The 22,228-nt window shown below is 74.2% G+C and carries 30 protein-coding genes and 1 tRNA gene; 11 read left to right on the forward strand and 20 right to left on the reverse strand.

All coding sequences use genetic code 11. From position 1 onward, the window contains the following. Positions 1-47 precede the first annotated feature (47 nt). Positions 48-776, forward strand: coding sequence for a histidine phosphatase family protein (locus BMW62_RS14160; RefSeq protein ID WP_244524045.1), 729 nt, complete (start codon positions 48-50; stop codon positions 774-776). Here BMW62_RS14160 and BMW62_RS14165 read toward each other — a convergent pair. Further along, the gene (locus tag BMW62_RS14165) at positions 661-1,770 is read right to left on the reverse strand and encodes an EAL domain-containing protein (RefSeq protein ID WP_091931608.1); all 1,110 of its coding nucleotides are present in this window, start codon (positions 1,768-1,770) and stop codon (positions 661-663) included. The two genes, BMW62_RS14160 and BMW62_RS14165, sit on opposite strands and share 116 nt — an antisense overlap. Positions 1,771-1,894: 124 nt before the next feature. On the opposite strand from BMW62_RS14165, the gene BMW62_RS14170 reads away from it, so the two are divergent. Continuing rightward, positions 1,895-2,509, forward strand: a complete 615-nt coding sequence (locus BMW62_RS14170; protein WP_091931611.1) for a TetR/AcrR family transcriptional regulator — start codon at positions 1,895-1,897, stop codon at positions 2,507-2,509. Positions 2,510-2,515: 6 nt separating this feature from the next. On the opposite strand, the gene BMW62_RS14175 is transcribed toward BMW62_RS14170, so the two are convergent. Continuing rightward, the gene (locus BMW62_RS14175; protein ID WP_091931614.1) at positions 2,516-3,004 is read right to left on the reverse strand and encodes a DUF427 domain-containing protein; all 489 of its coding nucleotides are present in this window, start codon (positions 3,002-3,004) and stop codon (positions 2,516-2,518) included. Positions 3,005-3,008: 4 nt separating this feature from the next. Beyond that, a complete protein-coding gene (locus BMW62_RS23495) occupies positions 3,009-3,299 on the reverse strand; it encodes a DUF3618 domain-containing protein (RefSeq protein WP_280138658.1) in 291 nt (96 codons plus the stop codon). 88 nt (positions 3,300-3,387) lie between these two features. Between BMW62_RS23495 and BMW62_RS14185 the strand changes: the two genes are divergently transcribed. Both BMW62_RS14185 and BMW62_RS14190 read left to right on the forward strand, forming a co-directional pair. Beyond that, positions 3,388-3,468 (forward strand) — tRNA-Leu (locus tag BMW62_RS14185). An 84-nt stretch (positions 3,469-3,552) separates the two neighbouring features. Next, a complete protein-coding gene (locus BMW62_RS14190; RefSeq protein WP_091931616.1) occupies positions 3,553-4,071 on the forward strand; it encodes a hypothetical protein in 519 nt (172 codons plus the stop codon). 9 nt (positions 4,072-4,080) lie between these two features. Here BMW62_RS14190 and BMW62_RS14195 read toward each other — a convergent pair whose 3' ends face one another. Continuing rightward, positions 4,081-5,001, reverse strand: coding sequence for a DUF6910 family protein (locus tag BMW62_RS14195; protein WP_091931619.1), 921 nt, complete (start codon positions 4,999-5,001; stop codon positions 4,081-4,083). A 121-nt stretch (positions 5,002-5,122) separates the two neighbouring features. Here BMW62_RS14195 and BMW62_RS14200 point away from each other — a divergent pair, with 121 nt between their 5' ends. After that, positions 5,123-5,353, forward strand: coding sequence for a hypothetical protein (locus tag BMW62_RS14200; RefSeq protein ID WP_139206269.1), 231 nt, complete (start codon positions 5,123-5,125; stop codon positions 5,351-5,353). A gap of 13 nt (positions 5,354-5,366) precedes the next feature. On the opposite strand, the gene rdgB is transcribed toward BMW62_RS14200, so the two are convergent. Together rdgB and rph are read right to left on the reverse strand one after the other, a co-directional pair. Then, positions 5,367-5,978 carry an RdgB/HAM1 family non-canonical purine NTP pyrophosphatase gene (gene rdgB, locus BMW62_RS14205; RefSeq protein ID WP_091931625.1) on the reverse strand — a complete coding sequence of 204 codons (612 nt, stop codon included), beginning with the start codon at positions 5,976-5,978 and terminating at the stop codon, positions 5,367-5,369. Continuing rightward, positions 5,975-6,730 (reverse strand): ribonuclease PH, encoded by a 756-nt coding sequence (gene rph, locus BMW62_RS14210; protein WP_091931628.1) that lies wholly within the window; start codon positions 6,728-6,730, stop codon positions 5,975-5,977. The genes rdgB and rph overlap by 4 nt, the downstream gene beginning before the upstream one ends. A gap of 86 nt (positions 6,731-6,816) precedes the next feature. On the opposite strand from rph, the gene BMW62_RS14215 reads away from it, so the two are divergent. Beyond that, positions 6,817-7,221 (forward strand): YjbQ family protein, encoded by a 405-nt coding sequence (locus tag BMW62_RS14215; RefSeq protein ID WP_091931630.1) that lies wholly within the window; start codon positions 6,817-6,819, stop codon positions 7,219-7,221. A gap of 45 nt (positions 7,222-7,266) precedes the next feature. Further along, the gene (bcp, locus tag BMW62_RS14220) at positions 7,267-7,755 is read left to right on the forward strand and encodes a thioredoxin-dependent thiol peroxidase (protein WP_091931633.1); all 489 of its coding nucleotides are present in this window, start codon (positions 7,267-7,269) and stop codon (positions 7,753-7,755) included. A gap of 5 nt (positions 7,756-7,760) precedes the next feature. On the opposite strand, the gene BMW62_RS14225 is transcribed toward bcp, so the two are convergent. After that, positions 7,761-8,243 (reverse strand): DUF4262 domain-containing protein, encoded by a 483-nt coding sequence (locus BMW62_RS14225; protein ID WP_091931726.1) that lies wholly within the window; start codon positions 8,241-8,243, stop codon positions 7,761-7,763. 151 nt (positions 8,244-8,394) lie between these two features. On the opposite strand from BMW62_RS14225, the gene BMW62_RS14230 reads away from it, so the two are divergent. Then, the gene (locus tag BMW62_RS14230; protein WP_091931636.1) at positions 8,395-9,039 is read left to right on the forward strand and encodes a dihydrofolate reductase family protein; all 645 of its coding nucleotides are present in this window, start codon (positions 8,395-8,397) and stop codon (positions 9,037-9,039) included. Positions 9,040-9,060: 21 nt separating this feature from the next. On the opposite strand, the gene BMW62_RS14235 is transcribed toward BMW62_RS14230, so the two are convergent. The 7 genes from BMW62_RS14235 to BMW62_RS14265 form a co-directional block, all read right to left on the reverse strand. Beyond that, a complete protein-coding gene (locus tag BMW62_RS14235; protein ID WP_091931639.1) occupies positions 9,061-9,651 on the reverse strand; it encodes a QsdR family transcriptional regulator in 591 nt (196 codons plus the stop codon). A gap of 55 nt (positions 9,652-9,706) precedes the next feature. Then, complete coding sequence (locus BMW62_RS14240) at positions 9,707-10,645, reverse strand: DNA polymerase domain-containing protein (RefSeq protein ID WP_211435125.1); 939 nt, start codon at positions 10,643-10,645, stop codon at positions 9,707-9,709. Between the two features lie 47 nt (positions 10,646-10,692). Next, entirely contained in the window at positions 10,693-11,436 is a 744-nt protein-coding gene (locus BMW62_RS14245; RefSeq protein ID WP_091931644.1) for an MBL fold metallo-hydrolase, read from the reverse strand. Continuing rightward, positions 11,433-12,257: a glutamate racemase gene (gene murI, locus BMW62_RS14250; protein ID WP_091931729.1), complete on the reverse strand. Its 825-nt coding sequence runs from the start codon at positions 12,255-12,257 to the stop codon at positions 11,433-11,435. The genes BMW62_RS14245 and murI overlap by 4 nt, the downstream gene beginning before the upstream one ends. A gap of 99 nt (positions 12,258-12,356) precedes the next feature. Beyond that, on the reverse strand, positions 12,357-13,307 hold the full coding sequence (locus BMW62_RS14255) for a PLP-dependent cysteine synthase family protein (RefSeq protein ID WP_091931647.1): 951 nt from the start codon (positions 13,305-13,307) through the stop codon (positions 12,357-12,359). 49 nt (positions 13,308-13,356) lie between these two features. Then, positions 13,357-13,635 (reverse strand): MoaD/ThiS family protein, encoded by a 279-nt coding sequence (locus tag BMW62_RS14260; RefSeq protein WP_091931649.1) that lies wholly within the window; start codon positions 13,633-13,635, stop codon positions 13,357-13,359. Positions 13,636-13,802: 167 nt separating this feature from the next. Beyond that, the gene (locus BMW62_RS14265; RefSeq protein ID WP_091931651.1) at positions 13,803-14,288 is read right to left on the reverse strand and encodes a M67 family metallopeptidase; all 486 of its coding nucleotides are present in this window, start codon (positions 14,286-14,288) and stop codon (positions 13,803-13,805) included. A 128-nt stretch (positions 14,289-14,416) separates the two neighbouring features. On the opposite strand from BMW62_RS14265, the gene BMW62_RS14270 reads away from it, so the two are divergent. Continuing rightward, positions 14,417-14,770, forward strand: coding sequence for a hypothetical protein (locus BMW62_RS14270; RefSeq protein WP_091931654.1), 354 nt, complete (start codon positions 14,417-14,419; stop codon positions 14,768-14,770). On the opposite strand, the gene BMW62_RS14275 is transcribed toward BMW62_RS14270, so the two are convergent. Together BMW62_RS14275 and clpS are read right to left on the reverse strand one after the other, a co-directional pair. Then, positions 14,709-15,206 carry a DUF2017 family protein gene (locus tag BMW62_RS14275; RefSeq protein WP_091931657.1) on the reverse strand — a complete coding sequence of 166 codons (498 nt, stop codon included), beginning with the start codon at positions 15,204-15,206 and terminating at the stop codon, positions 14,709-14,711. The two genes, BMW62_RS14270 and BMW62_RS14275, sit on opposite strands and share 62 nt — an antisense overlap. Positions 15,207-15,270: 64 nt before the next feature. After that, positions 15,271-15,567: an ATP-dependent Clp protease adapter ClpS gene (gene clpS, locus BMW62_RS14280; protein WP_091931659.1), complete on the reverse strand. Its 297-nt coding sequence runs from the start codon at positions 15,565-15,567 to the stop codon at positions 15,271-15,273. Between the two features lie 61 nt (positions 15,568-15,628). Between clpS and BMW62_RS14285 the strand changes: the two genes are divergently transcribed. Beyond that, a complete protein-coding gene (locus BMW62_RS14285; RefSeq protein ID WP_091931662.1) occupies positions 15,629-16,912 on the forward strand; it encodes a nicotinate phosphoribosyltransferase in 1,284 nt (427 codons plus the stop codon). 21 nt (positions 16,913-16,933) lie between these two features. Continuing rightward, positions 16,934-17,500, forward strand: coding sequence for an isochorismatase family protein (locus BMW62_RS14290; protein WP_091931665.1), 567 nt, complete (start codon positions 16,934-16,936; stop codon positions 17,498-17,500). Between the two features lie 72 nt (positions 17,501-17,572). Here BMW62_RS14290 and serB read toward each other — a convergent pair whose 3' ends face one another. From serB to BMW62_RS14310, 4 genes are all read right to left on the reverse strand, one after another. Continuing rightward, on the reverse strand, positions 17,573-18,856 hold the full coding sequence (gene serB / locus BMW62_RS14295) for a phosphoserine phosphatase SerB (RefSeq protein ID WP_244524046.1): 1,284 nt from the start codon (positions 18,854-18,856) through the stop codon (positions 17,573-17,575). A 163-nt stretch (positions 18,857-19,019) separates the two neighbouring features. Next, positions 19,020-20,777: an aa3-type cytochrome oxidase subunit I gene (ctaD, locus tag BMW62_RS14300; protein ID WP_091931667.1), complete on the reverse strand. Its 1,758-nt coding sequence runs from the start codon at positions 20,775-20,777 to the stop codon at positions 19,020-19,022. Positions 20,778-20,841: 64 nt separating this feature from the next. Then, positions 20,842-21,696: a putative RNA methyltransferase gene (locus BMW62_RS14305; RefSeq protein WP_244524047.1), complete on the reverse strand. Its 855-nt coding sequence runs from the start codon at positions 21,694-21,696 to the stop codon at positions 20,842-20,844. Then, positions 21,693-22,202 carry a metallophosphoesterase family protein gene (locus BMW62_RS14310; RefSeq protein ID WP_091931670.1) on the reverse strand — a complete coding sequence of 170 codons (510 nt, stop codon included), beginning with the start codon at positions 22,200-22,202 and terminating at the stop codon, positions 21,693-21,695. The genes BMW62_RS14305 and BMW62_RS14310 overlap by 4 nt, the downstream gene beginning before the upstream one ends. Between the last annotated feature and the right edge of the window lie 26 nt (positions 22,203-22,228).

The following is a 22,228-nucleotide window of genomic DNA, read 5'->3' on the forward strand; positions in this document are numbered from 1 at the left end:
CGTCGGCGGGCGCGCGTGTTCCCGCGTCGGCGTGTTCGATGGGTTGCGTGGGCGGCAACGGCGGCGGGCGGACGGGCGAGGTGGTCGTGCTGCGGCACGGGCAGACCGAGTGGAGCCGCACCGGCCAGCACACCGGCGCCACCGACCTGCCGCTGCTGCCCGAGGGCGAGGAGCAGGCTCGCGGGCTGCGCGAGGCGCTGGGTCGCCGGGAGTTCGCCGAGGTGCGGGTCAGCCCGCTGCAGCGGGCGCGGCGCACCGCGGAGCTCGCCGGCATCACCCCCACGGCCGTCGACCGGGACCTGGTCGAGCTCGGCTACGGGGGCTACGAGGGCCGCACGACCGCCGAGATCAGCGAGGAGCTGGGCCGGGAGTGGTCCATCTGGCGGGACGGCACGGTGGATGCCGAGGTCCCCGGTGAGTCGCTGGCCGACGTCGGTGCGCGCGTCGACCGGGTGCTCGACCGGGTGCGCGCCCGGCTCCCCGACGGCGACGTCGCGCTCGTCGCCCACGGCCACGTGCTGCGCGTGCTGACGGCCCGGTGGCTCGGGCTGGCTCCCGAGGCCGGGGCGCTGTTCGCGTTGCCCGCCGGCCGCTACGGCGTCCTGGGGCACGAGCACGGCCGCCCCGTGCTCAGCGGCTGGGCGCTGGGCTGCGCCTGCCTCAGCGGGTGCGCTCCACCGGCTGCCAGCGCCCCTCGCGCTCCGCCGCCGGGGGCTCGGGGCGCACCGGCCGGCCGAACAACCACCCCTGGCCCATGTCGGCGCCCAACGCAGTGACCTCCTCGGCCAGCTGCTCGGTCTCGATCCCCTCGGCCACGACGACCGCCCCCAGCTGGTGGGCCAGGTCGGTCACCGCCTTCAGCACCGTGCGGGCGCCGTCGTCGGGCAGCTCCTGCACCAGCCCCTTGTCCAGCTTGACCACCTCGGGCCGGACCGCGGCCAGCAGCGACAGGCTGGGCCAGCCGGCGCCGACGTCGTCGAGCGCGACCCGCCAGCCCAGCGATCGGTAGTGCTCGAGCACCGACACCAGGTGCCCGCGGTCGGCGATCGCGTGGGACTCCACCACCTCGAAGACCAGCTGGGACGGGTCGACGCCGGCGTCGTGCGCGACCCGCTCGGTGCTGGCCAGGCAGACCTGCGGCCGGTAGATGGAGGTCGGGTTGAAGTTGACGAACAGGTCGTCCGCGCCCAGCCACGGCACCGCGCCGGCGATGGCGGACTCCCGGCCGATGCGGTCCAGCCGGTGCAGCCAGCCGGCGGACTCGGCGACGAAGAACAGGTCCCCACCCCCGACCTCCCGGCCGTCGACCAGCCCGCGCAGCAGCGCCTCGTGCGCGACGACCGAGCGGTCGGCCAGCGAGACGATCGGCTGGTAGACCGACCAGAACTCCGCCTCGGCGAGGACGCCGACCTCCACGGTCACCCCGCGCCGGGCGAGCTCGACGGCGAGCGTGGGCGCGGTGAGCAGCCGGGCGGTGAGCGCGGCGCCGTCGTCCGGCGGGTCGGTGGCCACCCGCACGGCCTCGGTCTCCGCGCCGGTCAGTTCCCGGGCCAGCTTCTGGAACAGCCGCTCCAGGCCCCGGCCGCCCCGGTCGTCGACGACGTCGACCACCTGGGGCGCCGAGTGCACGGTGAGGCCCAGCGCCTTCGCGGTGCGGGCCACGTGCGGCAGCACGTGCCCGATCGAGGTGGCCAGCAGCGCGCGACCGGCCCGGCCGGGTACCTCCCAGTTCTGGCGGCACCCGCAGACCCCGCCGCAGATGGTTCCCACGACGACAGGGTGACCCACCGGTCGGGGTGTGCGGGACAGGCGCGCGGCGGTATCGGAACGCTCTTCCGGGGTACTCACAGAGGACTTCCAGCACTTTCACAACTTGAATGTCTAAGGTTTGCCCATGGCCGCTCTCCCCACCGCAGAAGCCGCCCGTCCGAGTCGCGGCGGCCGCCCGCGCGACCCCAGCCGGGACGGCGTGATCCGCGCCGCGATCCTCCGGCTGCTCGCCGACGTGGGTTACGGCGCGCTGACCATGGACGCGGTCGCCGCGGAGGCCGGCGTCGGCAAGGCCACGATCTACCGCCGCTGGCGCACCAAGCAGGACCTGGTCGTCGACACCATCGCCGACCTCAACCGCGACGAGGTGCACAGCCCGGACACCGGCTCCCTCGAGGGGGACCTGCGGCAGATCATGCACAGGTTCGTCGGCGTGGTGAACGGCCCGACCGGCGCGGCCACCCTGTCCCTGCTGTCGACCATGCCCCGGCATCCGGCCCTGGCCGAGGCGTTCCGGAACGGCCCACTCACGGTGTGGAACCACACCTTCGAGCAGATGTGGGACAAGGCCGAGGCGCGCGGGGAGATCGGCCCGGCCTTTCGCCACTCGGTCGCCGCCGAGAGCATCAGCGCGCTGATCGTGCAGCGCTGGCTCCTCACCGGTCTCCCGGTCGACGAGGCCTACGCCGACGAGGTGCTGCAGACCGTCGTCATGCCCTTGGTGCGCAGCCAGGCCTGAGGCCGCTCACCAGCCGAGGGAGCCGGGCCCGCCCTTGACGGGCCCGGCGATCTCGTCGGTGATCCACCCGCCGTAGAAGCCGCCGGGCTGCGACCGCGCCTGCTCGCCGTCGACCAGCGCCCGGTCGACCCTGCCGGGGTAGAAGGCGATCGCCGAGCGCAGGCGCTCGTAGCCGGGGGCGGGGTCCTCGTAGGACCACCCGATCTCGGCGGTCCGCCGGCCGTCGACGACGGCGTCCCAGCAGGTCGCCGCGCCCTTCCACTCGCACACCGAGCGGCCCGGCGCCCGCTCCAGCAGATCGACGGCGACGTCCTCGCGCGGGACGTAGTACACCGGCGGGTGGCTGGTCTCGCAGACCCGCACCGCCCGCCGGGTGTCGGCGAGCACCCGCCCGGCCACCTCGACGACGACGTGGCGGTCGCTCACCCGCGCCGACGGCGGGCGCGGGTAGTCCCAGACCGACTCCTGGCCCGGGCCGACCGGGTCGCGACGCACCGGATCAGCGCGTGCGGTGGCCCTTGTCGACCACGACCATGCGGCGGCCGAGCACCTGGACCTCGTCCTTGCGGCGGTGCCGGACCTTCCGGACGACGACCAGGGTCACCAGCAGGCCGACGGCGCCGACCGTGGCCTGGCCCGCCGGGGTCCCCAGGAAGCGCTGGACGGCGTCCCGGCCCTGCGCCTTCAGGCGGGTCGGGCTGCTCCGGTAGGCGATCTGGTCCAGGGTGGCGGCCAGCGACTCGCGGGCCGCATCGATCTCGAGCTGGATCTGTCGTGGGTCGCGGGGCACGGCGACAGCCTGCCAGACGTGCCGCAGGTCAGCGCGGCGACGGTCCTCCGCGGCCACCCGCCCGGGTGCTCCTAGACTCCGGGGCCACGCGGGAGTGGTGTAACGGCAGCCACGCCAGACTTAGGATCTGGTGCCTTCGGGCGTGGGGGTTCGACTCCCCCCTCCCGCACTCGCCCGAGCCGGGACCGTGCGGCGTCCCCCGACCGGGTGACGGGGAGCGCGGCGCCCGGGCGCGACCCCGCAGGCTTCCCCGGTGAACGCGTGGTTGCTCCGAGCGCCCTGGTGGCAGGTCGGCATCGTGATGGGGGCGCTCCTCGCGCCGTTCTCCGTGCTCGTCTTCAGGCTGGCGGGCGACCGCAGCTGGACGGCGGCCGTGCTCATGGGCGTCGGCGTGATGGTCGTCTGCGCTCCCGTCCTCGGCTTCGTCACCGCGACCACCATCCGTGACTCGATGGCGGCCGTCGAGGAGGTACCCGAGCACCAGCGCGCCGCGGTGGAACGGGCGGCCCGCCGGGGCCCGGTGCCGGAGGACGACGCCCTGCGGGAGGCCGCGCTGCACCTCGTGGAGGACCGCCTGCTCACCATCTACGCGACGCGGACCCGCGCGCTCGCGCTCCCCGCCGTCCTGGCCCTGGTCACCGGCTTCCTCGCGGTCGCGCAGTCCCCCTGGTGGTGGGTCGGGGTCGCGGTGGCTGCGGCGCTGGCCGTGCTCGTCCTCGTCGCCCCCCGGCGGCTCGAGCGCAGGGCCGAACTGCTCCACGGGGCCGGCTGACCGCGGCGGTCAGCCCAGGACGACGCGCAGCTCCAGCTCGGCCGACGGGGTGTCCGGGTCGTCGTCGTCCACGACGGCCAGCAGGTGCACCGTGTCGCCGTCGACCCCGCAGAGCGCCAGACCCTCCACCTTGTGCACGTGACCGTCCACCTCAGGGATGGGCGCGACCGCCTGCACGGTGTCGCCGTCCAGCAGCGCGATCGCGGTCGCGACCACGGGACCGTCGTCCACGGCGTTCGGGGTGTCCTCGGCGGCCGCGCTCAGCAGCACCCGGCCGTCGGGCAGGGCGACCGCGTCGGTGATCGCGAGGCCCACGCCCTCGACCTTCCCCAGCTCGTACCGCCGGGGCCGGTCCACCCGGACGGCGGCGGGGTCCGCCCGGCCCAGGACGGCGGCGACGAGGTCCTGCAGCGGCACGTCGACGCTCGCCGAGCGGACGCCGGCCATCAGGTTCCCCCGGTTGAACCACCGCACCACGTCGCCGTGGCGGCTCGCCCCCTCCAGGTTCACGTGGTCCATCGGCAGTTCCAGCAACTCGGCCACCCGCCGGTACACCGGGCCGAGCTGCGCCGAGCGCACCACCGGCCGCCCGTCCTCGAGCCGCACCAGCACCCCGCGCATGCGCCGGGGCGAGGAGCCCGACCCCAGGAGGAGCACCGCCGGTTCCCCGTCCACCTCCGCCGGGCAGGCCACCTCCAGGTCGGGCTTGAGGTGCTTGGTGCCCTCGGCCTCCCGGAACGTGCGCAGCCCCTCGACGGGCGGGAGCACCTCGACCGCCACCACCTCGTCCGGCCGGCGCCAGGCGGCGACCGTCGAGTCGTCCTGCACGACCAGCCAGCCGTCCCCGAGCGGGGCCACGCCCGAGGCCGCGGTCACCGGGGTGCCGTCGGCGAACCACAGCGTCCGGGCGGCGTCCACGAAGACCTGCATCGCCCCGGGATGCCCCGCCCGGTGGAAGGTCACGCACCGGTCAGCCCCGGTCGGTCACCCGGCCGGGTGGCGCGGGGATCCCACCCCTGCGCCGCGGCGGATCGGCAGCCGATGGGTGGTCATGACCTCCAGCGCCACCTCGACCGCGACCTGGCTCCCGGCCGCCCTGGTGCGCGCCGCCGTCGTCCACCCCACCGCCGCCGTGCCCGCCCGCGGCCGGCACCGCGCCCGGGAGGCGGACGCCCCCGTCCCGGTCGGCGACGGCGAGCAGCCGGCGCGCCCCGGCCGGCACGTCGAGCCCGAGGAGCAGGACTCCCTGGCCTGGCTGGGCTTCTCGCTGCGCCGGGACTGACCGGACGAGGGGCTCACCGCGGCGTCAGCACCTCGGCCAGGACCGGCACCAGCGCCGCGAACGCCTGGCCCCGGTGGCTGCGGGCGTCCTTCTCCGCCGGTTCCAGCTCCGCGGAGGTCACCTCCAGACCGTCCGGGACGAAGACCGGGTCGTAGCCGAAGCCGTTGGTGCCCCGCTTCTCGCGCATCACCTGCCCGCGCCACTCCCGCTCCAGCACCCGCTCGGTGCCGTCGGGGGTGACCAGCGCGGCGGCGCAGACGAACGCCGCACCCCGCCGCTCGTCGGGCACGTCGGCGAGCTGGCCGAGCAGCAGCGCGGTGTTGGCGTCGTCGTCGCCGTGCCGGCCCGACCAGCGCGCCGACAGCATCCCGGGCATGCCGTTGAGCGCGTCGACCACGAGCCCGGAGTCGTCGGCCACCGCGGGCAGGCCGGTGTAACGCACCGCCTCGCGTGCCTTCAGCAGCGCATTGTCGGCGAAGGTCGCACCGGTCTCCGGCGCCTCGGGGTACTCCTCGACGTCGCGCAGGCCGACGACCTCGACACCGGGCACCGCGGACTCCAGGAGCCGCTGCAGCTCGGCGAGCTTGCCGGCGTTGCGGGTGGCCAGCAGCAGGCGGGTGCTCATCGGCCGACCGGCTCCCGCGACAGCGCCTCGGCCTGCAGGCGGGTGAGCTCGGCGCAGCCGGCGACCGCCAGGTCGAGCAGCGCGTCGAGGGTCGGCCGGTCGAAGACCGCGCCCTCCGCGGTGCCCTGCACCTCGACGAAACCGCCGTCCCCGGTGCAGACCACGTTCATGTCGGTGCCGGCGCGCACGTCTTCCTCGTAGGCGAGGTCCAGCCGCGGCTCGCCGTCGATGACGCCGACGCTGACCGCGGCGACCGACTGCGCCAGCGGCTCGTTCTTCGCCAGCTTCCCGCGCTCGCCGAGCCACGAGACGGCGTCGGCCAGCGCGACGTAGGCACCGGTGATGGCCGCGGTCCGGGTGCCGCCGTCGGCCTGGAGGACGTCGCAGTCGATGGCGATGCTGTTCTCCCCCAGCGCCCCCAGGTCGATCGAGGCGCGCAGCGAGCGGCCGATCAGCCGGCTGATCTCGTGCGTGCGGCCGCCGATCTTGCCCCGGACCGATTCGCGGTCGCTGCGGGTGTGCGTCGCGCGCGGCAGCATCGAGTACTCGGCGGTCACCCAGCCCAGGCCCGAGCCCTTGCGCCACCGCGGCACGCCCTCGGTGACGCTCGCCGCGCAGAGCACGCGGGTGCGGCCGAACTCGACGAGCACCGAGCCCTCGGCGTGGTCGAGCCAGTTGCGGGTGATGGTCACCGGGCGGAGCTGGTCGGCCCATCGGCCGTCGGCACGGGGCGTGGATCGAGGCTGCGTCACGGGTGCCGACAGTAGTGCGCGCCCGCCGCGGCACCACGTCCAGCGGGAGGGGACGGGCGACCGGATCTCCGGCAGGATCACCGGTCATGAGATCGGAGCTGCGTGCCGTCCGGACCGGCGGCGTCCCCGTCGTCGTCGACCTCACCGACGACTGCGCCGAGTTCGTGCAGCAGGAGGGCGACGGCCTGCTGCACGTCTTCGTCCCGCACGCCACCGCCGGGCTGGCGATCCTGGAGACCGGCTCGGGCAGCGACGACGACCTCCTGGCCCAGCTCGAGGAGCTGCTGCCCCGCGACGACCGGTGGCGCCACCGGCACGGCAGCCCGGGGCACGGCCGGGACCACGTGCTGCCGGCGTTCGTCCCGCCGCACGCGAGCGTGCCGGTGCTGGAGGGCCGGTTGATGCTGGGCACGTGGCAGCGCATCTGCCTGGTGGACACCAACACCGACAACCACCAGCGGCAGGTGCGCTTCTCCTTCCTGCCCGGCTGACGCCCGCGTGCGACTTCCTCCTCGGGGCACGGCAGGATGCGCGGCATGACCGAGACCGACGCCGCCCCCGTCCGCCTGGCCCCCGGCGACCCGGCGCCGGACTTCACGCTGCCCGACGCCGACGGGACCCCGGTGTCGTTGTCGGCCTACCGCGGCCGGCGCGTGATCGTCTACTGCTACCCGGCCGCGCTGACCCCCGGCTGCACCACCCAGGCCGTCGACTTCACGGCGGCGGCCGGCGACCTCGCCGAGGCGGGGCTGGAGATCATCGGCATCTCCCCCGACCCGGTCGAGAAGCTCGCCCGCTTCCGCGAGAAGGAGGACCTGCGCATCACGCTGGTCTCGGACCCCGGCAAGCAGGTGATGCAGGCCTACGGCGCGTACGGCCCGAAGAAGCTGTACGGCAAGGAGGTGGTCGGCGTGATCCGCTCGACGTTCGTCATCGACGCCGAGGGCCGGGTGGAGCGCGCCTCCTACAACGTCAAGGCCACCGGGCACGTGGCCAAGCTGCGCCGCGACCTCGGGCTCGACTGACCCGGTCAGGCGCGCCACGTGCCCGGCCGGGGCTGGCACTCCGGCGGGCAGGGGTAGCCCGGGTCCCAGGGGAAGCCGCCGTCCCGGTGCGCCCAGGTGAGCTGGTAGGCGGGCACGGAGAACTCGTCCGGACGCTGGTAGAAGCGGTTGGCGGTGTACAGCACCTCTCCGGGATTGGGCAGCTCCTCCACCACCAGCGGCTCGGCCCTGCCGTGGGTGATCACCTCGCCGGGCACCAGGTCCCGGCCGGCGAGCACCAGCCCGGCGACGTGGTTCAGCAGGCCGCACGCCGACTCGTGGCCGGTACCCACCACGACCAGTTCGGGGTGCCCGACCCCGAACAGGCCCACGGTGTAGCCGAACGGCGGCTCGTCGGACTCCTCGCCGCGCATCACGTACTGCACGGCGACCCGGTGGGCACGGATCGTCTGCGCCAGCCGGCTGTCCTCCTGGTCGAGCCAGGCGAGCGTCTGCGGATCGGTCGTCATGCCGGACAGCCTGCGGCCGGCCACCGACAGCCGGTGCGCCCGCGCGGTGGTCTGTGGACGGGCACGCCCCCTGGGGACGACGCACCCCTCCGGCGATGAGTTCTCCCGGCTCGGGCGGTCCAACCGTCGTCGACCACCCAGGAGGAGCCCCGTGGACCAGCTGCTGAGAGTCCAGAACTTCACCGTCTCGAGGGACGGCTTCGGTGCCGGCGAGGGGCAGAGCCTGGAGCGGCCGTTCGGCCATGCCGACCCCATGGAGCTGATGGCCTGGGCCGTGGCGACCGCGAGCTTCCCGAACCGCACCGGACCCGGCGGCAGCCGCGGCCTCGACGACTACTTCACGCGCGACTTCGCGCACGGCATCGGCGCCGAGATCATGGGCCGCAACAAGTTCGGCCCCCAGCGCGGTCCGTGGCAGGACCACGAGTGGGAGGGGTGGTGGGGCGCCGAGCCACCGTTCCACACCCCCGTGTTCGTCCTGACCCACCACCCGCGGCCGTCGTTCACGCTGTCGGACACCACGTTCCACTTCGTCGACGGCGACCCGACCACGGTCCTCGGACTGGCACGGGAGGCGGCGCAGGGCCGCGACGTCAGGCTCGGCGGCGGGGCCACCACCGTCCGGCAGTTCCTGGACGCCGACCTCGTGGACACCCTGCACGTCGCGGTGGCACCGCTGGAGCTGGGTTCCGGGACGCGGCTCTGGAGCTCACCCGACGAGCTGCTCGACCGGTACCACCGCGACGTGGTACCCAGCCCGAGCGGGGTGGTCCACCACCTCTTCTGGCGCCGGTGACCGGACCACGAGAGCCGGCCGTCAGCTCCCCTCGATGCCGAGGACGCTGGTGATCAGCGCGTCGAGCACCGTCGTCGCCGCCTTGAGGTCCGGCGCCCGGGCGGCCAGCACGTCGGAGTAGAGGAAGGATTCCCCCAGCCGCACCACCGCCAGCGCGAGCAACGGCACGGGGATCTGCGGCACGAGCCCGTGGTCGTCGACGTCGCGCTGGAACAGCTCGGTGTAGGCCTCGACCACCCGTGGCTGCACCCGGCCCTGCGGATCGGTGAGCACCCGGATCGCGGTCGCCGGTTCCTCGTCGAGCAGCCGGCGGACGGGGAGGGCGGTGCTGAGGGCGTAGCGGAAGTCCTCGCTCACGGCCAGCGAGCGCAGCCGGGTCGCCGGACCGTCCCCGGTCGGCCGGGCGTCGTGCTCGCGCTGGATGGCGGCCAGCGTGCGCCGCCCGAGGAAGGCCAGGGCGTCGCCGAGGATCGCGTCGCGGTTGCCGGCCCGGCGGAACAGCGTCGCGCGGGAGATGCCGAGCTCGGCCGCCAGGGTGCCGGTGTCCAGTCGGCGGCCGCTCATCAGCGTCCGCGCCGCGTGGCGCACGATCTCCTCGGGGGCGCCGGTCACGGGTGGCAGCGTAGGCCAGGAGGGTCGGGCCCCGACGCCGTCGGAACCCGCCCCGTCACCCTCCCTCGGAGGCCCGCCGGAGACGGGCCCGCCGCTTCCCCTCGTGCATGGCCTGCACCCGGGCCACCGGGATCGTGTGGCCCTCGGCGACGAGGTCGGCCGGGAGCTCCTGCGGCTCCGGCAGCAGGGCCGCCCAGTCGGGCAGCGGTGCCGAGGAGGTGACAGTGACGTCACCCGGCCGGACTGCGTCCAGGTCGGCCCAGTCCACGGGCGCGGACACCGGGAGCCCCGGCCGCACGCGCGGGCTGTAGGCGGCGACGACCGTGCCGGTGCCCGACCGGGTGGAGTCCACGAAGACACGCCCCTCGCGCTCCTCCTTGAGGAACGCCGTCGTCGCGACGGCGGGGTCCAGCTGCGACGTCCGCCGGGCGAGCGCCCGCGTGGCCGCGGCGACGTCCTCGACCGGCGAGCCGTGCACCGGGACGACGACGTGCAGCCCCGAGGAGCCACTGGTCTTCACCGCGCCGGCGAGCCCGACCTCCTCCAGCACCCGGCGGGCGAGCCGGGCGACGGCCACGACGGCGGGGAAGTCGGCGCCGTCGGGCGGGTCGAGGTCGAGCACCAGCCCGGTGGGCTCGCGCGACCCGACCCGGAGGAAGGGCACGTGGAACTCGACCGCACGCTGGTTGGCCAGCCACAGCAGGGTGCGCCGGTCGTCGCAGAGCACCTGGTGCACCTCGCGGTGCGCCGACTCCGCCCAGACGGCCACGGTGCGCACCCAGGCAGGGGCGCCCTTGCTCACGTTCCGCTGCATGAACGGTGCCTGGCCCGGGCGCACCCGCACGACCGAGAGCGGCCGGCCGGCCAGCAGCGGCACCATCCGGTCGGCGACGGCGTCCAGGTGGTCGACCAGGGCCCGCTTGGTGACCTCCAGCCCGTCACCGAGCGGCGAGTCGAGGCTGCTCAGCGGCACCCCGTCGCGTTCCTCGTCCACGCCGCTCACCGTGCCGTCTCCCCGGGCACCCGGCAAGCGGCCCCGGCTCAGAGTTCGTACACCGCGCCGGGGCTGACCAGCTCGGTCTCGCTGAACACCGAGCTGGCGGCGAACAGCTGGCCGATGTGGTCGACCCAGGCGGGGATGTGGGTGAGCAGCAGCCGGCCGACGCCCGCAGCCGCGGCGTGCTGCGCGGCCTGCCGCCCGGTGAGGTGCAGGCCCGGGGGCTGCTCCGGTGCGTTGTCCGGGTGCGCTGCCTCGGCGAGCAGCACGTCGGCGCCGCGCGCCAGCTCGACCACCCGGTCGCAGGGGCCGGTGTCGCCGGTGTAGACCAGCGACCGGCCGCCCGCGGTGAGCCGGACGGCGTAGGTCTCGACCGGGTGGGCCGTGCGGGCCAGCTCGACGTCGAAGGGCCCGATGCGCAACGCGCCGGGACCGACGGGGACGAAGTCGAAGACGTCGGTCAGGCCGTCGCCGTCCACGTCGTAGGCCAGCGCGAGCCGCCGCTCGGCCCCCACCGGCGCGTACAGCGGCACGAGCGGCCCGCGGGCGCGACCGGAGTAGCGGTGCCAGACGACGAACGGGGCGACGTCGAGGCAGTGGTCGGCGTGCAGGTGCGAGAGGAACACCGCATCGACGGACCCCGGGTCGACGACCCGCTGCAGCGCGCCGAAGGCACCGTTGCCCAGGTCCAGGACGAGCCGGAACCCGTCGTGCTCCACGAGGTAGCAGGACGCGGGCGAGTCGGGGCCGGGGCCGCTGCCGCAGCACCCCACGACGGTCAGCTTCACGCGGCACCCGCCCGTCCGGCCGCCAGCACCGCACCGACCTCCGGCCCCAGGAAACGGCGGCCGAGCCGGGCGAACGGCTCCGGGTCGCCGGTGGCGAGGAAGGCGTGCCGCGGGGGCGTCGCGGCGGGGTCGCGCAGCAGGTCGGTGCGGGTGAGCACCCGGTAGACGTCCTTGGCGGTCTCCTCGGCGCTCGAGACCAGCGTGACGCCGTCACCGAGCACCACCGACAGCACCCCGGTGAGCAGCGGGTAGTGCGTGCAGCCCAGGACGACGGTGTCGACGCCGGCCGCCATGAGCGGGTCGAGGTAGGACTGCGCCAGGCCCAGCACCTGCCGGCCGCTGGTGATCCCGCGTTCGACGAAGTCGACGAAGCTGGGGCAGGCGGCGGAGATCACCGACACCTGCGGGGCCGCGGCGAACGCGTCGTCGTAGGCGCCGCTGGTGACGGTGGCCTGGGTGCCGATGACGCCGATCCGCCCGTTGCGGGTGGCGGCGATCGCCCGGCGGACCGCGGGCAGCACCACCTCGACCACCGGGACGTCGTAGCGCTCCCGCGCGTCGCGCAGCGAGGCGGCGCTCGCGGAGTTGCACGCGACGACGAGCATCTTGACGCCGCTGCCGACCAGTTCGTCCATGACCGCCAGGGAGTGCCTGCGCACCTCGGCGATGGGCAGCGGGCCGTAGGGGCCGTTCGCGGTGTCGCCGATGTAGCGGACCGCCTCGCCGGGCAGCTGGTCCAGCACGGCGCGGGCGACGGTGAGCCCACCGACGCCCGAGTCGAAGATGCCGATCGGCGCGTCGGCTCCTGGCTGCGTCCCCATGTCGCCGGTCAGGCTAGCCCGCACTGGAAAGATGCTGGAACGGCCGCCCTCCAGGGGTCCGCGGCGAGCGTGCGAGCCGTGGGGGGAAGGGTGGTCCTTCTAGGCCCAGAGCTGGCCCTCCAGCGCGGAGGTCGCCTCCTCCAGCGTGCCCGCGTATGCGCCGGTGGAGAGGTACTTCCAGCCGCCGTCGCAGACGACGAAGACGATGTCGGCCCGGCGCCCGGCCGCGACCTCCTTGTCGGCGATGCCCAGGGCCGCGTGCAGGATCGCGCCGGTGGAGATGCCGGCGAAGATGCCCTCGCGCTCCACCAGCTGGCGGGTGCGGTGGATGGCGTCGTCCGGCCCCACGGAGAATCGGGAGTCCAGCAGCTCGGCGTCGTAGAGCTCGGGGATGAACCCCTCGTCGATGTTGCGCAGACCGTAGACCAGCTCGCCGTAACGCGGCTCCGCGGCGATCACCTGCACGCCCGGCTTGTGCTCGCGGAAGTAGCGGGAGCAGCCCATCAGCGTGCCCGTCGTCCCCAGCCCGGCGACGAAGTGGGTGATCGACGGCAGGTCGGCGAGGATCTCCGGCGCCGTCCCCTCGTAGTGCGCCGCGGCGTTGGCCGGGTTGCCGTACTGGTAGAGCATCACCCAGTCGTCGTGCTGCCCGGCCAGCTCCTTGGCCACGGCGACGGCCTGGTTGGAGCCGCCGGCGGCCGGCGAGGAGATGATCTGCGCCCCGTACATCTCCAGCAGCTGCCGGCGCTCCACCGAGGTGTTCTCCGGCATGACGCAGATCAGCTTGTAGCCGCGCTGCCGGGCCACCATGGCCAGCGAGATGCCGGTGTTGCCGCTGGTCGGCTCGAGGATGGTCGAGCCCGGTCGCAGCAGCCCCTCCTTCTCGGCCGCCTCGATCATCTTGATCGCGGCGCGGTCCTTGATGGAGCCGGTGGGGTTGTGGTCCTCGAGCTTGGCCCACAGCCGCACGTCGGCGGTCGGCGAGAGGTTCGGCAGCCCCACGAGCGGGGTGCCGCCGAGGGAGTCGACGAGGGAGGCGAAGCGGGCCATCGGGTGAGCTCTTCCGGGACGGGGACGAGGGGCGGGAGCGGTGGGCCGCTCAGCAGCCGCCCGCGACCGCCGGGAGGATCGTGACCGAGTCGCCGTCCTTCACCTGGGTGTCGAGGGCGCCGGTGAAGCGCACGTCCTCGTCGTTGACGTAGACGTTGACGAAGCGGTGCAGCTTGCCCTCGTCGGTGACGAGGCGGTCCTTCAGGCCCGAGTGCTTGCTGTCGAGGTCGTCAATGAGCGCGGCCAGGGTGTCCCCGCTGCCCTCGACGGTCTTGCTGCCGCCGGTGTGGGTGCGCAGGATGGTCGGGATCCGGACCTCGATGGCCATGGCGTGCTTCTCCTCGGTACGTGGGTGTCGTGGCGCTGCGCAGGCAGCAGTGGTGCGTCTGACCCGGGCAACGCCCGGTCGCCCCGGGGGATTCCACGAGGCCTGCGGCCCTCCTGCAGGGGCCCGCCGCGAGCCTGCGAGCGGTGGGGGGCAGGAGGGTCCTTCTTTCAGTCGTAGACGACGGTCGTCGGCGAGTGCCCGAAGAGGTAGGACTCGACGATCTCGACCTCCTCCTCCGACACCTCCCCGTCGACGATGCGGTAGCTGCGGAACTCGACGTCGTCACCGGCCAGCCCCGTCTCGGGACCGTGGTGCCGGGTGGAGACCAGCACGTAGTGCGTGCGCGGGTCGGCGGCCGGCCCCGACGCGTAGCCGATGTCGGTGCGCGAGGGGTAGGCCTCGGTGGCGGTGTGCGAGTGGTAGACGACGACCGGCCACTCGTCGCGGTCGTCCAGGTCGCGGTACAGCGCCAGCAGGTCGGCGCTGTCGAACTCGTAGAACGTCGGCGACCGCGCCGCGTTCAGCATGGGCACGAAGCGCTCGGGGCGCTCGGTCCCCTCCGGTCCGGCCACGACGCCGCAGGCCTCGTCCGGGTGGTCCTTCCGGGCGTGGGCCACGATGGCGTGGTAGGTCGCGCGGTCGATGCGCAGCACGCCGGCCAGTCTAGGCGTGCCCGCCGGGCCGCTCCCCGGTCGCCCCCGAAACCCCACTGCCGGGTGACCGACGGGTGCCTGCCGGGTGGCCGGTCGGGGAACGAGCGGGGACCGATACGGTCGGCGTCGTGTGGGTCCCGCTGCTCCTGACCGCCGGCGTCGTGCTGCTGGCCCTGCCGGCGCTCGTGATGGGCGCGCGCGGGCTGTTCCGGCACCGCGGCTACAGCGCCCTCCACCCGGGCGACCGCGGCCCCGTGGTGGTGATCGTGGTCGTGCGCGCGATCCTCCTCCTGCTGGTGCTCGCCGCCTCGGCCCTGGTGCTCGTCTCCACGGTCGGCGCGATGCTGGTCGAGGTGGAGCTGCACGGCATGGTGTACGTGCTCTTCGTCCTCGACCTGCTGCTCGCCGCCCTGGTGCTGCTCACCTTCGGCCGGCGCGACCCGCGACGAGCGCGTCCACGAGCGACCCCTGCAGCGCGGTGAGCCAGTAGTAGACCGCGAGCTGGTGGTCGCCCTCGTCCGCGATCTCCTCCGGCGGCTCGGTGTCCTCGCCGATGTCGAGCCGCGTGCCGAGCGCCAGCCGGAGGTCGTTGCTGGTGCGCAGCCAGGCGCCGGCCTGGTCCTCGTCCAGCCGCACGTCTCCCCCGTCGGCCGGCAGCGTGGCGCGCACGGTGGCCAGGTCGTCGGCCTTCCCGCCGCGCAGGGCCTGCTCGGTGAGGCCGCGGTAGTCCTCGGCCAGCGCCGGGTCGCTGCGGTGGCCGGCGGGGAACAGCCGGTCGATCACCGGGTCCCCGCTGCTGTCGGCGCGGTCGGCGGCCAGCAGCTGCTCCAGCTGGTCGAGCAGCAACCCGACGACGCCGGCCTCCGCCCTGTCCACCCGGGCGACGAGCTGCCCGCCGCGGGCGCGGAACGGCTTCACGCAAACCTCCTCGCTGCGCTCGTCGGACGCGTGAACCCTGGGCGCTCCGTCACCGTGAGCTCGCTCATGAGTCCCTCTGGTAGCTGGCCCACAACCCGTAGGCGTGCAGCCGGCTGGTGTCGTGCTCCATCCGCTCGCGCGGACCGGAGCTGACGATCGCCTTCCCCTCGTGGTGCACCTGCAGCATCAGCGTGGTCGCCGTCGGCTCGTCGTAGCCGAAGAGCTCCTGCAGCACGAAGGTCACGTAGGTCATGAGGTTGACCGGGTCGTTCCACACGATGGTCACCCACGGCCGGTCGAGGTCGCCGCGTTCCTCGACGGTCGTCTCGGGAGCCCGGGTCGGGGCGAGCGGTCCGGCCACGATCCCCAGCTTAGGACGTCGTCCGGCCCCGGTGATCGGGGTCCGCCTACGCTCCGGAGCCATGCCGACGGCTCCCGCGCTGCTCACCGACCGCTACGAGCTGACGATGCTCGCCGCCGCGCTGGCCGACGGCACGGCCGGGCGGGACTGCGTCTTCGAGGTGTTCGCCCGCCGCCTGCCGCACGGCCGCCGCTACGGGGTGCTCGCGGGCACCGGCCGGTTGCTCGAGGCGCTGCCGCACTTCCGCTTCGGCGACGAGGAGCTCGCGACCCTGCGCGACCAGGGGCTGACCGACGGCCGGCTGCTGGACTGGCTGGCCGACTTCCGGTTCGGCGGCGACGTCGACGGCTACGCCGAGGGCGAGCTGTTCTTCCCGGGCTCCCCCGTGCTCACCGTGCGCGCCCCGTTCGGCGAGGGCGTGCTGCTGGAGACGCTGGCCCTGTCGATCCTCAACCACGACTCGGCGATCGCCTCGGCGGCGGCCCGCATGGTGGCCGCCGCCTGCGAGCGGCCCTGCATCGAGATGGGCTCGCGGCGCACCCACGAGGAGGCGGCGGTGGCGGCCGCCCGCGCGGCGCACCTGGTGGGGTTCGCGGCGAGCTCCAACCTGGAGGCCGGCCGGCGCTACGGCGTCCCGACCACCGGCACCAGCGCGCACGCCTTCACCCTGCTGCACGACGACGAGCGCGCGGCCTTCCGGGCCCAGGTCGAGACCCTCGGGACCGGCACCACCCTGCTCGTCGACACCTACGACGTCGAGCAGGGCATCCGGACGGCGATCGAGGTGGCCGGGCCGGGGCTGGGCGCGATCCGGCTGGACTCCGGCGACCTCCCGACCCTGGCCACCCGCGCCCGGGAGCTCCTCGACGAGCTGGGCGCCACCGGCACCCGCGTGATCGTCACCAGCGACCTGGACGAGTACGCCATCGCGGGGCTCCTGGCCGCGCCGGTCGACGGCTACGGGGTGGGCACCTCGCTGGTCACCGGCTCGGGGGCGCCGACGGCCGGGATGGTCTACAAGCTCGTCGAGCGCGACGGCGTCCCCGTGGCCAAGCGGTCGGAGGGCAAGAACTCCGTGGGTGGGCGCAAGCACGCCGTCCGCCGGCACGGGGCCGACGGCACGGCCACCGCCGAGCTGGTGAGCAGCGCGCCCATCGAGCCACGCACGGGCGACCGCGACCTGGTGGTCCCGCTGGTACGGGACGGCGCCCTCTGCGACGACGTCGCCCCGCCCGAGGGGCTGCGGCGCGCCCGCGCGCACCACGCGCGGGTGCGGGAGGCGCTGCCGGCCGAGGCGTGGGCGCTGTCCCGCGGGGAACCCGTCCTGGAGACCCTGACCGCCTGAACCCCGGGGAGGATCCGTCCCATGACCCGCGCGCTGATCGTCGTCGACGTGCAGAACGACTTCTGCGAGGGCGGCAGCCTCGCCGTCGCCGGTGGTGCCGCGGTGGCGGCCGCGATCACCGAGCACGTCCGGACGGCGGGCTACGACCACGTCGTCGCCACCCGGGACCACCACGTCGACCCGGGCGCCCACTTCGCCGAGGCGCCGGACTTCGTCGAGACCTGGCCGCCGCACTGCGTCGTCGGCACCGGCGGGGTGGAGCTGCACCCGGCGCTGGACCGCGGGCCGCTGGAGGCGGTCTTCGACAAGGGCGAGCACGCCGCCGCCTACTCCGGCTTCGAGGGGGTGGCCGACGGCGTCGGGCTGGCCGACTGGCTGCGCGGCCGCGGGGTGGACGCGGTCGACGTGGTCGGCATCGCGACCGACCACTGCGTGCGCGCCACCGCCCTGGACGCCGTCGCCGCAGGGTTCACCACCCGGGTGCTGCTACCCCTCACCGCGGCCGTCGCCGAGGGGACGGTGGCCGCCGCCCTCGACCAGCTGCGCACGGCGGGCGTCGGGCTCGAGGGGTCGCCTCGCACGGCCTGAACGCCGCTGCGTCGACGTCCACCCCTCAGCCCGCGGCGTCCTCCCGCACCGCAGACGGTGAGGGAGGAGGCGTCATGATCGGGTTCCCTGATCGTGGCCGCGCGCGTCGAGGACCTCGTCGCGGGTGAAGCCGAGCACCTGCAGGACGGCGTCGAGGTAGGGCTGGTTGAGCGCCGTGTGCGCCTGCTCCCGCACGAAGGGCTTGGCGTTGAAGGCGATGCCCAGCCCCGCGGTGCTCAGCATGTCGAGGTCGTTGGCCCCGTCGCCGACGGCCACCGTCTGGTCCAGCGGGATGCCGTACTGCTCGGCGAAGCGGATGAGCGCGCGGGCCTTGCCGGGCCGGTCGACGATCTCCCCGACCAGCCCGCCGGTGAGGCGGCCGCCCCGCACCTCGAGTGTGTTGGCCGCGGCGAAGTCCAGCCCCAGGCTCTCGGCCAGCGGATCGGTGATCTGCGTGAAGCCGCCGCTGACGATGCCGCACCGGAAGCCGAGGCGCTGCAGGGTGCGGATGAGCGTGCGTGCGCCCGGCGTCAGCACCAGGTGCTCGCGCACCTCGTCGAGCACCGCCTCAGGCAGCCCGGCCAGCACGGCGACCCGCGCCCGGAGCGACTCGGCGAAGTCGAGCTCGCCGTTCATCGCCGCCGCGGTGATGCGGGCCACCTCCGCCGCCCGCCCCGCACGCGCGGCGAGCTCGTCGATGACCTCCCCGCGCACGAGCGTGGAGTCGACGTCCAGGACGATCAGCCGCTTGCTGCGCCGGGCGATCCCCACCTGCTCGACGGCGATGTCGGCACCGGTCGAGGTCGCCACCGAGGCGAGCGCGGTGCGCAGCGCGGTGGCCTCCGCGCCCGAGACGGTGAACTCGAAGCTGGTGACCGGGACGTCGGAGAGCCGCCGGATGGCGTCGATGTTGCCCCCGGCACCCGCGATGGCCTGCGCGGCACCGGCCACCGCCTCGGGGGGCACCGGGCGCCCCAGCACGATGACGTGGTGTGCCCGCCCGCCGGTGATCGGTGCGTCGGGGCCGCTGGCCGATTCGACCGCCACGCGGACACCCACGGCGGCCTCGACCTCGCGGCCCACCCGGCGGAGGTGGTCCAGCAGCTCGCGTTCGGCCTCCGCCGGCTGCCCGGTCCCGAGGGCGCCGACCACCACGCCCAGCGCCAGGTGGCCATGCACCACGACCTGCTCGACGTCGAGGACCTCGACCGCCGGGCGCCCGTCACCGTCGGAGGCCAGGGCGGCGAACAGGTGGGCGGTCACCCCCGGCCGGTCCGCGCCGGTGACGGTCATCAGTGCCCGCGGCGCGGTGGCGTCGGGGGCCGTCAGCGGGTCGGGCGTCGGCTCGTGCGGCACGCGGCCATCGTGCCGCACGTCCCCCGCGCGGCCCGCCCGGGGCCATCGACGGCCGACGCCCCGCCGGCCCGGAGGCCGACGGGGCGTCGCAACGTGCTGGAACGGCCACCCTTCAGGGGCCCGCGCCGAGCCTGCGAGGCGCGGGGGGAAGGGTGGTCCTTCGTCAGGTCGGGTCGGGGTCGTTCGGACCCTGACGGTGACCCGCGGTGGCACCGATCTCGCTGACGCCGCCGTAGGGCTCGTGCCGCTTGCCGACGTGCGCCTCGGCCTGCAGCCGCTCGATGAGGTGCGGGTAGTGCGCCTCGAACGCCGGGCGCTCCGAGCGGATCCGGGGGATCTCCACGAAGTTGTGCCGCGGCGGCGGGGACGAGGTCGCCCACTCCAGGCTGTTGCCGTGGCCCCACGGGTCGTCCCGCAGCGCGAGCTCGCCGTACTTCCACGACTTGACCACGTTGTAGATGAACGGGATCACCGAGGCGCCGAGGATGAACGACCCGATCGTCGAGACCGTGTTGAGCACGGTGAACGCGTCGCTCTCCAGGTAGTCCACGTACCGGCGCGGCATGCCCTCGTTGCCCAGCCAGTGCTGCACCAGGAACGTGGCGTGGAACCCGATGAAGGTGAGCCAGAACTGCAGCTTGCCCAGCCGCTCGTCCATCATCCGGCCGCACATCTTGGGGAACCAGAAGTAGATGCCGGCGTAGGCGGCGAACACCACGGTGCCGAAGACGACGTAGTGGAAGTGGGCGACGACGAAGTAGCTGTCGTTGACGTGCCAGTCCAGCGGCGGGCTGGCCAGCAGGACACCGGTCAGACCACCCAGGAGGAAGGTGATGATGAAGCCGATCGAGAACAGCATCGGCGTCTCGAAGGTCATCTGACCCCGCCACATGGTGCCGATCCAGTTGAAGAACTTGATCCCGGTCGGCACGGCGATGAGGTAGGTCAGGAAGGCGAAGAACGGCAGGAGCACCGCGCCGGTGGCGTACATGTGGTGCGCCCAGACGGCCAGGGAGAGGGCGCCGATCGCGATGGTCGCGAACACCATGCCCTTGTAGCCGAACAGCGGCTTGCGGGCGAAGACCGGGATGATCTCGGTGACGATGCCGAAGAACGGCAGCGCGATGATGTAGACCTCGGGGTGCCCGAAGAACCAGAACAGGTGCTGCCACAGCATCGGGCCGCCGTTCTCGTCCGAGTAGACGAGAGCGCCCAGGTTGCGGTCGGCCAGCATGCCCATGATCGCGGCGGTCAGGATCGGGAACGCGAAGAGGACCAGCACGCTGGTGACCAGCGTGTTCCAGACGAAGATGGGCATCCGGAACAGGGTCATGCCCGGCGCCCGGAGGCAGACGATCGTGGTGATGAAGTTGACCGCGCCGAGGATCGTGCCCAGACCGCTGACCGCCAGGCCGGCGAACCACATGTTCGCGCCCGGGCCGGGCGAGTGCACCACGTTCGAGAGCGGGGCGTAGGCGTACCAGCCGAAGTCCGCCGCGCCACCCGGCGTCAGGAAGCCCCCCACCACGATCAGGCTGCCGAACAGGAACAACCAGTAGGAGAAGGCGTTCAGGCGAGGGAAGGCGACGTCCGGCGCACCGATCTGCAGCGGCATGATCAGGTTCGAGAACGCGAAGAACAGCGGCGTCGCGAACATCAGCAGCATGACCGTGCCGTGCATCGTGACCAGCTGGTTGTACTGCTCCGGCGACAGGAACTGCAGCCCCGGCCGCGCCAGCTCGCCACGCATCAGCAGCGCCATGAGGCCACCGCCGATGAAGAACACGAACGAGGTGGTCAGGTACATCAGACCGATGGTCTTGTGGTCGGTGGTCCGCAGCAGGTTCGAGAGCCGCGAGCCCTTCTCGACCACGTGAGCCGGGCTGGGCCGGCTCACGATGGGCGCCGGTGCAATCGTCACGGCTCGCAGCTTAGACCGTGCGGTACGGCACCTCAGGTCCGGCAGGCCAGGCGCGCCGGGACGATCACCGGCGGCGCCGGTAGGAGGTCACGTCGACCGAGATCGTGACCGGCACGGCGGCCGGCAACCGCGCCAGCGAGGCCGCCAGCGCGGCCGGCGTCAGGTGCCGGGCGTGCGGCCCCATGCCCACCAGCGTCGCCACCGCCGCGTGGTGCAGCAGCAGGGTCCGGCGGTGCCGCTCGGCCCCCTCGCGCGCCAGGTGCGGCTCCAGGGCAGCGCTGAGCCGTTCGGCCTTCGCGGGGTCGACGCGCAGTAGCCCGAGCGGCCCGACGAGCTCGGTGAGGTGGTCCCGTCCGGGCGTCACGACGACCAGCCGACCTTCCGGGCGCAGCACCCGGGCGATCTCGGGGCCGTTGCGCGGTGCGAAGACGACCAGCGCCCGGTCCACGACGGCGTCGCGGACCGGCAGGCGGGCCCAGGTGTCCCCGACGACCGCCACCGCCCGCGGGTGCGCCCTCGCCGCCCGGCGGGCCGCGTAGCGCGAGGCGTCGAGCACCACGCCGGTCGCCCCCGGGAGCGCATCGAGGAGGCGGGCCAGGTGGTGCCCGGTCCCGCCGCCGAGGTCGAGCAGCGTGTGGGGATCCCCGGGCGTGACCGCCGACGCGAGCGCCGTCGTCACGCCGTCGTAGTGGCCGGCGGAGAGGAACGCCACGCGGTCGGCGACCATCTCGGCCGAGTCACCGGTGGGCGGGCGGCGCCCCGGGGGCAGCAGGGTCAGGTGCCCCTGCCGCGCCCGATCGACGGCGTGCCCGGTGGCGCAGCGGAGCCCGGAGCCGTCCCGCTCCGCGGTGAACGGCGCCGCGCACACCGGGCAGGCGAGCAGCGCGACCGCGCGCGGGTCCAGCGGCGCGGCGCTCACCGCCGCGGGGGCACCGGGTGGAAGGTCACGTCCCGGAGTCGGCCGGCGTCGGCCACCGCGGTGACGAACGTCCCGTGGGGCTGGCGGCGGCGGTCCGTCGGCGACCCCGGGTTGACCAGCCGCAGGCCGGAGGGGGCCGTGCTGTCCCAGGGGATGTGGCTGTGCCCGAACACCAGGACGTCGGCATCGGGGAACCGGGCCGCGCACCGGACCTCCCGCCCCGTCGCCTGCCCCGTCTCGTGGACGACGACGAACTGGACGCCGTCGAGCTCGATCCACGCCTCCTCCGGCAGACGCTCCCGCAGCACCCCGTGGTCGTTGTTGCCGACCACCCCGACCAGCAGCCGGGAGCGCTGTTCCAGCTCGTCCAGGAGCGCCACGTCCACCCAGTCGCCGGCGTGCACCACCACGTCGGCCGAGTCGATCGCCGCCCACAGCGCATGAGGTAGCTCACGCGCGCGCTTGGGGACGTGCGTATCTGCGGTGAACACCAGCGAAACAGGCACGACGACATGGTTGCAGGCCGCTACGT

It is taken from the genome of Blastococcus sp. DSM 46786, assembly GCF_900109665.1.
In the GTDB taxonomy this organism is placed as follows: Bacteria; Actinomycetota; Actinomycetes; order Mycobacteriales; family Geodermatophilaceae; genus Blastococcus; species Blastococcus carthaginiensis.

Coding starts and splice junctions, on each gene's coding strand:
- BMW62_RS14170 (WP_091931611.1), top strand. CDS start 1,895: ATGGCCGCTCTCCCCACCGCAGAAGCCGCCCGTCCGAGTCGCGGCGGC.
- BMW62_RS14195 (WP_091931619.1), bottom strand. CDS start 5,001: ATGCAGGTCTTCGTGGACGCCGCCCGGACGCTGTGGTTCGCCGACGGC.
- BMW62_RS14200 (WP_139206269.1), top strand. CDS start 5,123: ATGACCTCCAGCGCCACCTCGACCGCGACCTGGCTCCCGGCCGCCCTG.
- rdgB (WP_091931625.1), bottom strand. CDS start 5,978: ATGAGCACCCGCCTGCTGCTGGCCACCCGCAACGCCGGCAAGCTCGCC.
- BMW62_RS14215 (WP_091931630.1), top strand. CDS start 6,817: ATGAGATCGGAGCTGCGTGCCGTCCGGACCGGCGGCGTCCCCGTCGTC.
- bcp (WP_091931633.1), top strand. CDS start 7,267: ATGACCGAGACCGACGCCGCCCCCGTCCGCCTGGCCCCCGGCGACCCG.
- BMW62_RS14225 (WP_091931726.1), bottom strand. CDS start 8,243: ATGACGACCGATCCGCAGACGCTCGCCTGGCTCGACCAGGAGGACAGC.
- murI (WP_091931729.1), bottom strand. CDS start 12,257: ATGGGGACGCAGCCAGGAGCCGACGCGCCGATCGGCATCTTCGACTCG.
- BMW62_RS14255 (WP_091931647.1), bottom strand. CDS start 13,307: ATGGCCCGCTTCGCCTCCCTCGTCGACTCCCTCGGCGGCACCCCGCTC.
- BMW62_RS14260 (WP_091931649.1), bottom strand. CDS start 13,635: ATGGCCATCGAGGTCCGGATCCCGACCATCCTGCGCACCCACACCGGC.
- BMW62_RS14285 (WP_091931662.1), top strand. CDS start 15,629: ATGCCGACGGCTCCCGCGCTGCTCACCGACCGCTACGAGCTGACGATG.
- BMW62_RS14290 (WP_091931665.1), top strand. CDS start 16,934: ATGACCCGCGCGCTGATCGTCGTCGACGTGCAGAACGACTTCTGCGAG.